Raw genomic sequence first — 14,665 nt, 5'->3', positions numbered from 1 at the left:
GTAACCTTTAGGTGTGGATTGTAGGTCGAATGTCCAATTGTGCGTCGCAGGCATAGGGCTATAGTGTGACACATTGCCTTTCAGAAAATTTCAGTCGGCGGTTATCCAATAAGCGCTTGGCACTAAGGTTTAAGTTATAAGTGGTTTTAAGTTATAAGTTTTTGAATTATAAAATTAGAAACGGAGCAATCCTTACATGCGAATCATTCTTTTAGGTGCCCCAGGTGCCGGCAAAGGCACTCAGGCCCAGTATATCTGTGAAAAATACAGCATTCCTCAGATCTCTACCGGCGATATGTTGCGCGCAGCGGTCAAAGCAGGAACGCCTTTGGGTATCGAAGCGAAAAAGGTAATGGATGCGGGTGGTTTGGTATCCGATGATATTATTATCGGTTTGGTAAAAGAGCGTATTACTGAGTCTGACTGTGCGAATGGTTTTCTATTTGACGGTTTTCCACGCACCATTCCTCAAGCGGATGCAATGAAGGATGCCGGCGTTGCTATCGATGCTGTGGTTGAGATCGATGTGGCTGACGAAGAGATCATCAAGCGTATGGCGGGCCGCCGTGTTCACCCGGGTTCTGGTCGTACCTACCATGTGATCTTTAACCCACCGGCGGTCGAAGGCAAAGATGATGTTACCGGTGATGATCTGGTTCAGCGTGAAGACGATAAAGAAGAAACCGTGCGTCAGCGTCTGGATGTTTACCATGAACAAACTGCACCACTGATCACGTATTATAAAGGTTGGTCAGAAACGGCCGCTGCGGATGCTCCGAAATATAACTATATTCCGGGTGTTGGTGGTGTCGAAGATATTCGTGATGCGGTGTTTGCGTCATTAGAAAAGTAACTCTTTGCTGAGTTTATGACAAACCGCTCACTTGAGCGGTTTTTTATTGTCTGCGATTCCGCGATAATAGCGCTTTGCTTTTAATCGGAAATAAACTGATGTCTCAGCCCAAAACAGCGGTGCTGTTGGTCAATCTAGGCTCGCCTGATGAGCCGACGCCAGCAGCGGTTCGCCGGTATCTTAAAGAGTTTTTGTCGGATCGCCGAGTGGTGGAAGGCAACGGTATTATGCGGTTGGTTTGGTTAACGGTGCTAAATGGCATTATTTTGACCTTTCGCCCGCGTAAGGTAGCCAAGCTGTATGCTTCGATTTGGGATCAGGATTCGCCTCTGCGGTTGATACTGAATCAGCAAGTTGCTGCATTACAATTAGCATTGCAGCAGCAGATGCCGGCGCAGAATATTCAAGTTTATTCGGCGATGACCTATGGAAATCCAGGTTTAACCGCACGACTCGAAGAGCTCACTGAAGCTGGCTATAAAAAAATCTTAGTGGTGCCGCTGTATCCGCAATACTCGGCGACCACCACCGCGCCTATCTATGACCTGATCGCTCGGTTTCAGATGAAAACCCGTGATTTTCCCGATATTCGCGTTATTCATGATTATCATGATCATCCGCTTTATATTCGGGCACTGGCTGAATCTGTACAGACTTTTCAGGCGAGTCATCCCCACAGCGATAAGTTGATATTGTCCTATCATGGTATCCCCCAAGAGTATGCGGCTAAAGGTGATCCTTATCCCGAGCATTGCCATCGCACCTCGGAATTGCTGGCAAAAGCATTGGGGTTGGTGGCAGATCAGTGGCAAACGACTTTTCAGTCCCGTTTTGGGCCAAAAGCTTGGCTGCAGCCCTACACCGATAAAACCCTTGAGGCGCTACCTGAGCGTGGTGTGAAGAAGGTGGATATTATCTGCCCCGCCTTTGCCGCCGATTGTTTGGAGACCCTCGAAGAGATCGCCGTCGAGAACCGGGATGTGTTTACAGAGGCTGGTGGCGAGCAATATCAGTATATTCCGGCACTGAATGCCGAGCAGGGCATGATTAACCTGCTGGTGGCACTGGTACAAGAAAATAGCACTGGCTGGTTTAACCAAGCCGATACCGTTAATGAACAGAAAGAGACAAACAATGCGTCCTGAATATATCTTTGGTATCCATGCGGCCAGCACCACGCTGCAACGTGACAGCAAGCGGGTAAAAGGAATGTGGGTGCTTAAGGGGCGGGTTGATGGGCGGATGCAGACGCTGCTGGACTTAGCGGCTGAAAAGAACATCAGTATTGAACGGGTGAGTCGTAAAGAGCTAGATACGATGGCTGAAGAGGGTGTTCACCAAGGTGTGGTGGTTGCCTGTGAGCCGATTCAAGCGAAGAATGAGCAGTTCCTTGATGCGATGTTGGATAAGCTGGAAGAGCCCGCTTTTCTGTTGGTGCTCGATGGTGTTACCGATCCGCATAATCTAGGGGCGTGTTTACGTACTGCCGATGCGGCGGGTGTGCATGCGGTTATTGCGCCGAAAGACAAATCTGCCCCTTTAAACGCCACGGCGAGTAAAGTGGCCTGTGGTGCGGCAGAAGTGATGCCTTATGTATTGGTGACCAATCTTGCGCGCACCCTGAAAGAGTTGCAGCAGAAGGGCATCTGGGTCACTGGCACCGCCGGCGAAGCCGATACTCTGATCTATGATGCAGACTTGAAAGGTCCGATGGCATTAGTGATGGGGGCCGAGGGACAAGGGATGCGCCGTTTGACCCGCGAGCACTGTGACTTTTTGGTGAAAATTGATATGGCCGGTGAGGTTTCATCACTGAACGTTTCAGTTGCTACGGGTGTTTGCTTGTTTGAAGCGGTTAGACAAAGAAAAGCCTAGGTTTTTCTTTCTACAGAAGCGTTCGTTTGCTGTGCTTTTTTTAGCTGTCTTAGCTAGATCGAGCGTGGCTGGTTTTTAATCAGGCACGCTTCGGCATCGCCGCTTCAGTGGCGACTGCCTCCTTTAAACCGTTATTCAACGTTTGCCCTCAATAACTGTTTGTAGCACACTCAGTTGATGACAATGTTTGATCAAGCTAACGGTGCTGATCAGCATCGCCTATACACTGTATGATCTTAAGTAATACAGAACAGTAGAACTTAATCAGTTTAAAAAAATAACGATAAGACGAGGCAAAAATGAAGCACATCATCGGACTGTTAGCGTTAACCTCGAGTCTGTCTGCCATGGCAGTAGAGGGCTATCAAGATATCTATCTTGATAAAAAAGCAGACATTATTATTCATGGTGTCATGTGTGGCGATGATTTAAATAATCTTAATAAACTCAAACCCGCCAATGTTTATACCAATACCGCTGAGATTGAGAAGGGTACCTATTATTTTAGCTCGGCATACGGGGAATATTCACTCACGTTCAATCCGACCGATAATGATGCGGTGATGGTTCGTGGGTTGTTAACCGCCGGAAAAACCTCAACAGAGGATATGGAGAAAAAACTCTGTATCGTGAAAGATGTCGAAGGCTTGCCAACTGCGTTGAGGGGGTATTTGAAAAAAGTAACGCTGAAAGCTAACGACTCCAATTGGGCACAAACTATGAAAAATTACGCGCTGGTGGCGGGTAAACCTGCTTTTGGTAAAGGAGAATATTAACGCTGGGTTTCGTCTGTTGGGTTGGTAAAAACAGAGAGCCAGTGGCTCTCTGTTTTTTTGCCTTAGAACTGTCGCTAGCCGCGCGCGTGGCGGTCTAGCGATGCTGATCAGTTTTAGCTTTCAGCGGCGGCTAAAATGTTTTCCGTATGTCGGGCAATCATAGCCTCTTCATTGGTGGGTATTACCCGAACAACGACGGGACTGGTGGCTTTACTGATAATTGCTTCACTTTCTTGGTTAGCGCTTTTGTTTAGCTTAACACCGAGCCAGTCGAGTTGATCACAGACCCGTTGACGCAATGAACTATCGTTCTCACCAACGCCAGCGGTAAAGACCAGTTGATCCAAACCTTGTAAAGCGGCGCTTAGGCGTCCGATTTCCAGTGCTGCACGATAGACGAACATAGCAATGGCTTCTTCGGCTTCGGGTTTATCCGATTTTTTCAGTTCTTGCATATCAGAGCTGATACCCGAGACACCTAACCAACCACAGTCCTTATAGATAAAACTTTCTAGTTGGTCTGTATCCATATGGTAGTTACGTTGCAGATAGAGCAAGACACCAGGATCAATATTACCGGTACGGGTGCCCATCGGTAGACCTTCTACGGCGGAAAATCCCATGGATGAGGCAATCGATTTACCCTCTTTTATGGCACACATGCTGGACCCCGCGCCCAGGTGACAGACAACGGTTTTGGCGCTTTCGGCGCCATTGCCGATTTTTTTCAGTGCGTGTTGGATAAATTCATAGGATAAACCGTGGAAGCCATAGCGGTGTATACCCGCTTTGGTAAATTTTCGTGGAATGGCGTAATGCTGTTCTACATCGGGCTGATCCGTGTGGAACATGGTATCAAAACAGAGAATTTGAGGTAGATCGGGTTTAAGGTGTTGGCAGGCACGGATCAGCTTGATGCTATAGGGTTGGTGTAATGGGGCTAATGGAATGAGATCTTCGAGGTTCTTGAGTATCTCGTCATTAACAACCACCGGCTCACTAAACAATTCACCGCCATGTACTACCCGGTGACCAACAGCTTTGATATCGCTATCGGGTAGGTTTTTGTGAACCCATTGTATGACTTCATCAAGGCAGGATTGATGACGGTGATCAATGGCTATCTCTGTCATATCCAGCAGATGTTGCTCCAATATCTCCCCTTTAGAGGACATCACCTTCATTTTTGGTGTGTTGAGGATATTGCTTAACTTAATCGTATACACATTATCCGCAATATCATCATGACGAAAAAATAGCGCACATTTTAGGCTGGACGAGCCGCCATTGACGGTTAGGATCAGACTCATGTTATTTTTTCTCCTGTGGATGCAGAACCATATGTGATGCGAGCGCGCAGGACGCTAACCGTGTCAGGGTGCCTTCAGCGCGGCTGTTAAGAATAATAGGCGCCCGTGCACCCAAGGCGATCCCTGCTGATTTCGCATCGGCAAGGTAGATCAGCTGCTTAGCGATCATATTGGCGGCTTCAAGATCGGGTGCCAAGAGAATATCAGCATCGCCGGATACTGGGGATGAGATATGTTTATCGATGGCGGCCTGTAATGAGATCGCGTTATCAAAGGCCAGTGGGCCGTCTAGGATACCGCCGGTGATCTGCCCTCGATCAGCCATTTTGCATAACGAGGCCGCATCAATGGTGCTTGGCATTGACGGTTTTACTTTTTCAACGGCTGCGAGGATGGCGACTTTCGGTTCTTTTATACCTAGGGCATGGCAGAAGTCGATGGCGTTTTGAACGATATCTTGTTTGGTGAGTAGATCCGGCATGACGTTAATGGCGGCATCGGTGATCATCAACGGCTTATGGTAGTTGGGCACATCGAGTACAAAGACATGACTCAGGCGGCGCTCGGTTCGGATTCCTTGAGTTTTATGAATCACGGCACTTAGTAGTTCAGACGTGCCTAAGTCTCCCTTCATTAGGGTCTCAGCACGAGCCTCACGAATCAGTCGCACTGCTGTTTCAGCCGCTGCATGACTGTGCTCGACATCGATTAGTTCATAGTCGTCTATGTTTAATTCATACTTATCGGCTGCTGCTTTGATTTTAGCGGATGGGCCTACCAGGATCGGTACAATTAAGCCTCGCTCTGCTGCTTCAATTGCGCCACTCAAGCCGTTGTGTTCGACGGGATGTACCACTGCGGTGGTGACGGGGCGCGCTTTTACTGCTTCTTCAATAAAGAATTCGAGTTGATTATGAATGGGGGGCTTATCTGAAAGAATCATGGCAATACTCCAAGTGCTCAGTCCTGATTTCCGAATGGGTCTTCTACGGTCTTGGACGCAGGATTGTCGCGATATTAATTATATATTGGGTTTTGTTTCGGTTTGTCGCTTAACGTATGACAAGTGTATGAACTTCTCATGATGCAGTGCAACAAGATAAATAGCTAATATAATGATTTTATAACCAATGATAGGGCCTTTTCTATGACGCAGGTGCGGAAAAATGGCTTTTATCGTAGAAGAGTAACCATACAGTGGGAGCATCAGTTAGTTGAGCAACTGTTCAGTTTTTGATAATTTAACTTGAACTCTATCCCGCCCAGATGATGTAATCCGGTGAATAGTTTTGAGAGAAGGGTGAGAGAAATGGACTGTCTATTTTGTAAAATTATCAATAATGAAATTCCGGCGGAGATTATCTATGAGGATGATAGAGTCATCGCCTTCAATGACATTAACCCTCAGGCACCAACCCATGCGTTGGTGATTCCTCTTAAGCATATTGCAACGTTAAACGATATTACGCCTGAAGACTGTGACTTGGTGGGTCATATGGTGATGGTGGCCGGAAAGATCGCGGAGCAGCAAGGATTTGCGGCTGATGGTTATCGTACCGTGTTTAACTGTAACACCCACGGTGGCCAAACTGTTTATCATATTCATCTACATGTATTGGGCGGAAAACCCATGGGGTGGCCGCCTTATCAGGACACTTTAAAAGTACCGGTATAGTCTCCTCTGGATAGGAAAAAACCGCTTTGGCGGTTTTTTTCTGTCTGGTGCTCAGCGTTAGGCGACGGCATCGACGTTGACCTTAGTTGGGCAGTGGCGTACGTGTTCAATGTTACCGTCGGGGGAGACGGATTCTAAGTGAATATCGAAGCCCCAGAGGCTATGGAGATGTTTCAGCACCTCATCGGTGTCTTCACCTAGTGGCTGTTCGTTATGCATATAGTGACGCAGGGTCAGAGAGCGATCACCTCGGATATCGACATTGTAGATCTGGATATTGGGTTCTCGATTACCGATATTATAACTCGCCGCTAGATCTTCACGTACCTTCTGATAACCGACATCATTATGGATCGCGCTGATCTGCATGCTACTGAGCGCAGCGTTATCGGTAATGGTGAATAGTTTGAGTTCCCGCATCATACGGGGTGACAGATATTGCAAGATGAAGCTTTCATCTTTGTAATTGCGCATGGCATGTTGCAAGGTTTCGTTCCAGTCACTGCCGGCGATATCGGGAAACCATTCGCGGTCTTCATCGGTAGGGTTTTCACAGATGCGGCGGATATCCTGCATCATGCCGTATCCGAGCGCATAAGGATTGATCCCGTTAAAATAGGGTGAGTCAAACGGCGGCTGGTAGATAACGCTGGTGTGGGAATGAAGAAATTCCATAATAAAACCATCGGTGACTAGCCCTTCATCATGCAGATGGTTGAGGATAGTGTAGTGCCAGAAGCAGGCCCAGCCCTCATTCATTACCTGAGTCTGCCGCTGTGGGTAATAATATTGCGCTATTTTACGGACGATCCGCACAATTTCCCGTTGCCAAGGTTCGAGTAGTGGGGCATTTTTTTCGATGAAATAGAGTAGGTTCTCTTCGGGGTCTTTGGGAAAGCGGGGCGCCCTATCTTGAATAACTTCATCTTTTTTCGGGATGGTGTTCCAAATCTGATTGAGATGACGCTGAATATATTCTTCCCGATCCAGTAGTCGATTCTTTTCTTCCTCTGGTGTGACCGGTTGCGGGCGCAGGTAACGATTGACGCCATAGTTCATCAGCGCATGACAGGAATCCAGCATCTGCTCGACGGCATCGACACCATGCCGTTCTTCACATTTGGCGATGTAGTTCTTGGCAAACAGGAGATAATCAATAATGGCTGAGGCATCGGTCCAGGTTTTGAACAAATAGTTACCCTTAAAGAACGAGTTATGGCCATAGCAGGCATGAGCGATAACGAGTGCCTGCATGGTCATGGTGTTCTCTTCCATTAAGTAAGAGATACAGGGGTTCGAGTTGATAACGATCTCATAGGCCAGTCCCATCTGACCGCGCTTATACTGCTGCTCGGTAGAAACAAACTGTTTGCCGAATGACCAGTGATTGTAATTGAGTGGCATACCGACCGACGAATAGGCGTCCATCATCTGCTCGGAGGTGATGACCTCGATCTGATTAGGATAGGTATCCAGCCCGTAATGTTCGGCGACCCGGGCGATTTCCTGATCATATTTTTGAATCAGTTCGAAGGTCCATTCTGAACTGGTGGAAATGGGCTCTCGCTGTTTCATAGGCTCACTCCTTTTTCTCAAACAGTTTACGAAACACCGGGTAGATATCAGAGGCCTCTACGATGGTTTGCATGGCAAAGGTTTCGCCGAACTTTTCTCGTATCTGTTCATACTCTAACCAGAGGTTTTGGTGTGATCCGGTGGTGATTTCGACGTAGGCAAAATATTGCACCATCGGTAGAATTCGTTGCTCTAACACTTGACGACAGAGATGCGAATCGCCATCCCAGTTATCGCCATCCGATGCTTGAGCGACATAGACGTTCCAGTCGCCGGGAGGGTAACGTTCTTGAATGATTTCGGCGCTTAGATTGAGGGCACTTGAGACGATGGTGCCGCCGGTTTCCCGGGAATAGAAAAACTCCTCTTCGTCGACCTCTTTAGCGTGGGTATGGTGGCGAACAAACACCACCTCTATTTTTTTATAGCTGCGGGTTAAAAATAGATAGAGCAAAATAAAGAAGCGTTTGGCGGTATCTTTAATCGACTGTGTCATTGAGCCCGACACGTCCATAACACAAAACATCACCGCTTTAGAGCTTGGCACCGGGGTGCGGACTAAATTGTTGTACTTAAGATCAAACTCATCGATAAAGGGCATCCGTTTGATGCGCTTATTGAGGGTTTTGATCTCTTCATTGAGCGCGGCAATTTGCAACACTGCCTCTTGGCTGGGCGGCAAGCCCTCTAAGGTTTTGATCTCTGCTTTAAGTTCGCGTATTTTGCGCCGCTCTTTACCGGAAAGAGCGATTCGTCGAGCATTAGCGGCCCGCAGTGAGCGCACTACATTGAGCTTGTCGGGTGAGCCAACACTGGTGAAGCCTGCCCGACGTACCTCAAAGCTGGTGGCATCGCGCAGTTGTTTTTTGATCATATTAGGCAGTTCGAGATCCTCAAACATGAAGTCGAGAAACTCTTCCTGATTGATCTGAAAGGTGAACTCATCTTCTCCTTCACCCTGATTGCTCGCCTGTCCCTGGCCGGAACCGCCGCCACCGCCTTCGGGGCGTTTAATTTCATCGCCCACCACAAACTCTTTGTTGCCGGGGAAAACCCGCTGGCGAATGCCACCACTGCCATGATGAAAAACCGGTTCGGAAATATCCTTGCTGGGAATGCTGACTTCGCCCCCCCGATCAATATCGCGGATGCTACGGGTATTTACCGCGTCCTCAACGGCTCGCTTAATATGTTTCTTGTAGCGGCGTAGAAAGCGCTGTCGATTAACAGTGCTTTTTTTCTTCGCATTGAGGCGGCGGTCGATGATATAGCTCATACAGCGCTCTCCTGATCAGACCCGACTTAGGTAAACCCCTTATTGGGATTTACGCACTCTGATGTACCATTCTGACAGCAGCCGGACCTGTTTCTCGGTATAACCGCGTTCGGTCATTCGCTTCACAAACTCACTGTGTTTATTCTGATCCTCAGTGGAGGCTTTCGGGTTAAAGGAGATAACGGGCAGCAGATCTTCGGTATTGGAGAACATTTTCTTCTCAATGACCGAACGCATCTTCTCATAGCTGTTCCACGCTGGATTTTTGCCATCGTTCTCGGCCCGCGCCCGTAATACAAAATTAACGATTTCGTGGCGGAAGTCTTTAGGATTACTGATGCCTGCCGGTTTTTCTATTTTTTCCAGCTCTTCGCTGATGGCTTGACGATTGAGGATATCGCCGGTGTCTGGGTCGCGGTATTCCTGATCCTGAATCCAGAAGTCAGCATAGGTGACATAACGGTCAAAGATATTCTGGCCGTATTCTGAATAGGACTCAAGGTAGGCGGTTTGAATCTCCTTACCGAGATATTCGATATATTTGGGTGAAATATACTCTTTCAGGTAGCCGATCAGTCTGTCATGGGTTTCTTGCGGGAACTGTTGCTGTTCGATCTGTTGCTCAAGCACATACATTAGATGAACTGGGTTCGCAGCGATCTCAGTGGAATCGAAGTTGAACACCTTGGAAAGAATCTTAAACGCAAAGCGGGTGGAAATACCCTCCATACCCTCATCGACGCCGGCATTATCTTTGTATTCCTGCATTGATTTGGCTTTAGGGTCGGTATCTTTCAGGTTCTCGCCGTTATAGATCCGCATTTTGGAATAGATATTAGAGTTTTCCGGCTCTTTGAGACGCGACAGCACGGTAAACTGCGCCAACATATTCAATGTATCGGGGGCACAGGGCGATTGGGCAAGAGAGCTATTTTCAAGCAGTTTCTGGTAAATTTTGACCTCTTCAGAGACCCGCATACAGTAGGGCACTTTGACAATATAAACTCGGTCGATAAAGGCCTCATTGGTTTTATTGTTCTTGAAGGTTTGCCACTCGGATTCGTTGGAGTGGGCCATGATGATGCCATCGAAGGGAATCGCCGCCATCCCTTCAGTACTGTTGTAGTTACCCTCTTGAGTGGCGGTTAGCAATGGGTGCAACACCTTGATCGGCGCCTTAAACATCTCGACAAATTCCATCATGCCTTGGTTGGCATGACACAGGGCACCGGAGAAACTATAGGCGTCGGGATCGTGTTGGGGGAACTCTTCGAGCATACGAATATCGACTTTACCCACGAGACTGGAGATATCCTGGTTGTTTTCGTCACCGGGCTCGGTTTTGGCAACCGCAATCTGGTTGAGAATAGAGGGGTAGAGTTTCACTACTCTGAATTGCGAGATATCACCACCAAACTCATGCAGTCGTTTCACCGCCCAAGGTGACATTAAGCCTTTGATATAACGCAGCGGAATATTGTATTCCTCTTCAAGGATAGCGCCGTCCTCTAAAGGGTTAAATAATCCCAAGGGTGATTCATGAATGGGCGAGCCTTTAATCGCATAGAAAGGGGTATGCTCCATCAGCGCTTTTAGGCGCTCGGCGAGTGATGATTTACCGCCGCCTACCGGCCCGAGTAAATAGAGTATTTGTTTGCGTTCCTCGAGACCTTGCGCGGCGTGTTTAAAGTAATCCACAATCTGCTCGATCGCATTCTCCATGCCATAGAACTCATAAAACGCAGGGTAGCGGCGGATCATTTTGTTGGAAAAAATGCGACTGAGGTGAGGATCGCGGGAAGTGTCGATCAGCTCTGGTTCACCGATCGCGGCCAGTAAACGTTCTGAGGAGCTAGCATAGGCCAGCGGGTCATTTTTACAAATTTCGAGATACTCCTGCAGGGAGTATTCCTCTTCCTGTTTGGAGTCATAACGCGCTTTATATCGTTCAAAAATACTCATATGCCACCTTCCTGCTATAGTCTGACCTTGTTAGGCTAACGTCGCAAATAGCCCGAAATTGATTGAGGGCTTAGATCATCTACTCACACCATTTCTTTCTATAAGCTTAGTTCATGGATAGCTAGTGGGTAGAAAATCTGTAATTTTTTATCCTCGTTTTGGTTAAAAATATTTTAATTAACTAATTGATTCTTCGGCTAAATCGTCTATTACAGCACGTAAAAACCTTGCAGCTTCTCCTCCGGTTGCGGCCCGGTGATCGAAGGTCAGTGACAGCGGCATTACCCGGTGTATAACGACTTTACTGTCGACTGGAATAACCTGTTCTCGAATCACGCCCGCCCCGAGAATCGCCACGGTGGGTGGTACGACGATCGGACTGGCGTAGCGGCCAGCAATGGTGCCGAAATTACTCAGGGTGATGCTGGAACCCTGAAGTTCAGCCGGTGGAATAGTACGTTGGACTACATCCTCTCTTAGACGATTTAGCCCTGCACGGATATCTTTTAGGCTTCGATTGCCGATATCTCGTAGCACTGGCACGAACAATCCCTGATCGGTATCCACCGCGACGCCTAGATTAATTTGATTTAGCATTCTTCGTGCCAGTTGCTGGCCATCGAACCAGGCGTTGAGGGCCGGTTCTGCCTTACAGCCCGCGGCTACCGCATGAATCAAGCGGATGGTGATATCTTCGGCGACAGCCCAAGTGTGAATGTCGACGTCTTCGTAAAGGGTGACGGGAACGACGTTGGCGTGGGCGAGTGCCATATTACGAGCCATCTGTTTGCGTACGCCCCGTAATGGTTCAGCCTTACCGTGGGTGCGGTCGGTTTTGGCCAGCCGTTCAATATCATCTGCAGTGAGCTGGCCATCTTGGCCGCTACCTTGAATATTATGGGTTGCAACATCCAGACGATGGGCGAGTGAGCGCACCGCGGGCGTCATTTTTTGTCGATAAGCTTGCGTGCTAGGCGCGGCTCCGATAAAAAAATGGTCGGTCGATGCGCTGTCGGATGCCTGTTTTAGCTCGCCCACCACGGTGCCGCTATCATCGTCTTCGCCGGCAAACTCCAGCAGTGGCTCTCCGGTGTGAATGGTGTCGCCTGCTTGGCCGAACAGGTGGGCAATCACGCCATCCTGAGGCGAAGGAATCTCAATAATCGCCTTTGCTGTTTCCACGGTGGCTAAGATTTGATCGGTTTTGACCGCGTCACCTTCGTTGATTGTCCATTCAACAATTTCAGCTTCGGGGAGTCCTTCCCCAAGGTCGGGTAGCTTGAAATATTTCATGAGAACTCCAGTGTGCTATTAACCGCATCAATAATATCGGCGGTATTGGGCAGATAGTGGTTTTCCATTCGATAGTAAGGCATCACGGTGTCATAACCGGTTACCCGCGTGATGGGGGCTTGCAGGCTAAGTAAGCCGCGTTCAGCTAAGGTGGCTGATATTTCCGCGCCGACGGCGCAGCTTTTTGGCGCTTCGTGAATAATCACACAGCGACCTGTTTTCGCCACGGAGGCGAGCATTGTTTCATGGTCAATGGGGTTAAGTGTCACCACATCGATGACTTCGCAGCTAACCCCTTGTTTGGCGAGTTGATCGGCGGCTTCAAGCGTTTCCTTGATCATCGCTCCCCAACTGATCAGGGTGATATCGTTGCCCTCCCGCAGGGTATAACAGCTATCCAATGGCAGTGCTTTACCGTTATCTTCAACCGGTTGTGCGTTGAGTCGATAGATCCGCTTAGGCTCCATAAACAAGACCGGATCAGGATTACGGATAGCCGCTAATAGCAGGCCATAAGCTCGGGCCGGCGATGACGGGATAACCACCCTAAGCCCGGGTATGTGGGCGAACAGCGCTTCGGTGCTCTCTGAATGATGCTCGGGTGCATGAATGCCGCCGCCGAAGGGTACCCGTAAGACCATCGGGCAGTGAAGCCGTCCACGGGTGCGGTGGCGTAGTCGGGCGGCATGGCAGATAAGGTGCTCCATGGTGGGAAAGATAAAGCCCATAAACTGGATTTCGGCGATGGGCTTAAGTCCCTGGGCCGCCATCCCGACTGAGAGTCCCGCAATCATGGTTTCGGCCAGCGGGGTATCGAGCACGCGTTTGATACCAAAAGCTTCCCGTAGGCCGACGGTGGCGCGGAACACGCCGCCATTAACACCGACATCTTCGCCAAGAATCACCACCGTATCATCTCGCTGCATTTCTGATCGTAATGCGAGGTTGATCGCTTCGACCATGGTCATTGTGTCACTCATGATGGTTGCCTCCCGGTTGAGCATGACGGATCAAACGCTTGCGCTGCTCTTTCAGTGCCTCTGGTAGCTCGGCATAAAGAAAATCGATCAGGTGTTCAACCGGTTGAGCCGGTCGTTGTAAATAGCGATCTAAGCCCTGTTGAATCATCTGCCCAACCTCACTTTGCCAAGCGGATTCTTGTACTTCATCCCACCATCCCCGTTGATGCAGGAAGGTTTGTAGGCGCTTGATCGGTTCTCGCTCCCAGGCCGCTTTAAGTTCGTTGTTACTGCGGTAGCGGGTCGCATCATCGGCGGTGGTGTGATCCGACAAACGATAACTAATCGCTTCGATCAGCGTGGCGCCTTTGCCTTCACGAGCATGTTGCAGGGCATGATTAACCGATTCGTGCAGTGCTATCACATCATTGCCGTCAACCTGCTCACCGCGGATACCCGCACCGATCGCCTTCTGGGCCAATGTCGGTGCGCCACACTGCAACGACCGAGGTACCGAAATCGCCCACTGATTATTGTTCACCATAAAAACAACGGGGAGCTGCCATGCACCGGCGACATTAAGCGCTTCCATAAAATCGCCTTTAGAGGTGGCACCATCGCCGCAAACAGTGACTACTGCGCGCTTTTCTGCTCTTATTTTGATGGCAGTTGCCACGCCGGTGGCGTGCAGTGCTTGGGTCGCAATGGGCACGGCGTTTGGAAAGTCTTGCCCCATCGCTGCAGCGGCATTACCCCGTTCATCACCGCCCCAGTAACTGAGCATGTCCTCCATTGATAATCCTCGGAGCATCTGTGCGGCATGGTTACGGTAGTAGGGGACTAACACATCATCGGCCTGCATCCGCATACCTAACACCACTTCGATGGCCTCGGCCCCCAATAGTGAGGCATAAGTACCCATCTGACCGGTACGCTGCAGGGCGATAATTTTGTGATCAAGCTGTCGTGCCAGCACCATATTGCGGTAGTAACTGACTAAGGTGTCCGGTCGTTCTGTCCAGTTGGGAAGCGGTTGTAACGGCTCGCCGCTGGCGGATAAATAACGACTAAAATTGATCTGAGCCTGATAGACGGTTTCCATATTCGGTCT

The 14,665-nt window shown here is 49.0% G+C and carries 13 protein-coding genes; 5 read left to right on the top strand and 8 right to left on the bottom strand.

Translation table 11 applies throughout. The features are described from left to right. The first annotated feature begins 196 nt into the window (after positions 1 to 196). From adk to KO512_RS18950, 4 genes are all read left to right on the top strand, one after another. Entirely contained in the window at positions 197 to 853 is a 657-nt protein-coding gene (gene adk / locus KO512_RS18965; RefSeq protein ID WP_215953890.1) for an adenylate kinase, read from the top strand. 98 nt (positions 854 to 951) lie between these two features. After that, positions 952 to 1,998: a ferrochelatase gene (gene hemH, locus KO512_RS18960; RefSeq protein ID WP_215953889.1), complete on the top strand. Its 1,047-nt coding sequence runs from the start codon at positions 952 to 954 to the stop codon at positions 1,996 to 1,998. Beyond that, the gene (rlmB, locus tag KO512_RS18955) at positions 1,988 to 2,728 is read left to right on the top strand and encodes a 23S rRNA (guanosine(2251)-2'-O)-methyltransferase RlmB (RefSeq protein ID WP_215953888.1); all 741 of its coding nucleotides are present in this window, start codon (positions 1,988 to 1,990) and stop codon (positions 2,726 to 2,728) included. Before hemH ends, rlmB begins: the two co-directional genes overlap by 11 nt. A 299-nt stretch (positions 2,729 to 3,027) precedes the next feature. Beyond that, a complete protein-coding gene (locus KO512_RS18950) occupies positions 3,028 to 3,504 on the top strand; it encodes a hypothetical protein (RefSeq protein WP_215953887.1) in 477 nt (158 codons plus the stop codon). Between the two features lie 113 nt (positions 3,505 to 3,617). Here KO512_RS18950 and KO512_RS18945 read toward each other — a convergent pair whose 3' ends face one another. Together KO512_RS18945 and KO512_RS18940 are read right to left on the bottom strand one after the other, a co-directional pair. Next, the gene (locus KO512_RS18945; protein WP_215953886.1) at positions 3,618 to 4,814 is read right to left on the bottom strand and encodes an acetate/propionate family kinase; all 1,197 of its coding nucleotides are present in this window, start codon (positions 4,812 to 4,814) and stop codon (positions 3,618 to 3,620) included. A 1-nt stretch (position 4,815) separates the two neighbouring features. Beyond that, positions 4,816 to 5,757, bottom strand: coding sequence for a bifunctional enoyl-CoA hydratase/phosphate acetyltransferase (locus KO512_RS18940; RefSeq protein WP_215953885.1), 942 nt, complete (start codon positions 5,755 to 5,757; stop codon positions 4,816 to 4,818). 366 nt (positions 5,758 to 6,123) lie between these two features. Between KO512_RS18940 and KO512_RS18935 the strand changes: the two genes are divergently transcribed. After that, positions 6,124 to 6,489: a histidine triad nucleotide-binding protein gene (locus tag KO512_RS18935; protein WP_215953884.1), complete on the top strand. Its 366-nt coding sequence runs from the start codon at positions 6,124 to 6,126 to the stop codon at positions 6,487 to 6,489. Between the two features lie 57 nt (positions 6,490 to 6,546). Here the strand turns inward: KO512_RS18935 and KO512_RS18930 are convergent, their stop codons facing one another. From KO512_RS18930 to pdhA, 6 genes are all read right to left on the bottom strand, one after another. Further along, complete coding sequence (locus KO512_RS18930) at positions 6,547 to 8,064, bottom strand: SpoVR family protein (RefSeq protein WP_215953883.1); 1,518 nt, start codon at positions 8,062 to 8,064, stop codon at positions 6,547 to 6,549. A gap of 4 nt (positions 8,065 to 8,068) precedes the next feature. Then, positions 8,069 to 9,340: a YeaH/YhbH family protein gene (locus KO512_RS18925; RefSeq protein WP_215953882.1), complete on the bottom strand. Its 1,272-nt coding sequence runs from the start codon at positions 9,338 to 9,340 to the stop codon at positions 8,069 to 8,071. 39 nt (positions 9,341 to 9,379) lie between these two features. Beyond that, positions 9,380 to 11,302: a PrkA family serine protein kinase gene (locus tag KO512_RS18920; RefSeq protein ID WP_215953881.1), complete on the bottom strand. Its 1,923-nt coding sequence runs from the start codon at positions 11,300 to 11,302 to the stop codon at positions 9,380 to 9,382. A gap of 177 nt (positions 11,303 to 11,479) precedes the next feature. After that, on the bottom strand, positions 11,480 to 12,595 hold the full coding sequence (locus tag KO512_RS18915; RefSeq protein WP_215953880.1) for a dihydrolipoamide acetyltransferase family protein: 1,116 nt from the start codon (positions 12,593 to 12,595) through the stop codon (positions 11,480 to 11,482). Further along, entirely contained in the window at positions 12,592 to 13,575 is a 984-nt protein-coding gene (locus KO512_RS18910) for an alpha-ketoacid dehydrogenase subunit beta (protein WP_215953879.1), read from the bottom strand. Before KO512_RS18910 ends, KO512_RS18915 begins: the two co-directional genes overlap by 4 nt. After that, a complete protein-coding gene (gene pdhA, locus KO512_RS18905) occupies positions 13,568 to 14,656 on the bottom strand; it encodes a pyruvate dehydrogenase (acetyl-transferring) E1 component subunit alpha (RefSeq protein WP_215953878.1) in 1,089 nt (362 codons plus the stop codon). Before pdhA ends, KO512_RS18910 begins: the two co-directional genes overlap by 8 nt. Positions 14,657 to 14,665: the final 9 nt, after the last annotated feature.

This window comes from Amphritea atlantica, assembly GCF_018860855.1.
Classification (GTDB): Bacteria; Pseudomonadota; Gammaproteobacteria; order Pseudomonadales; family Balneatricaceae; genus Amphritea; species Amphritea atlantica_A.
This window is presented reverse-complemented; position numbering and strand designations above follow the sequence as displayed.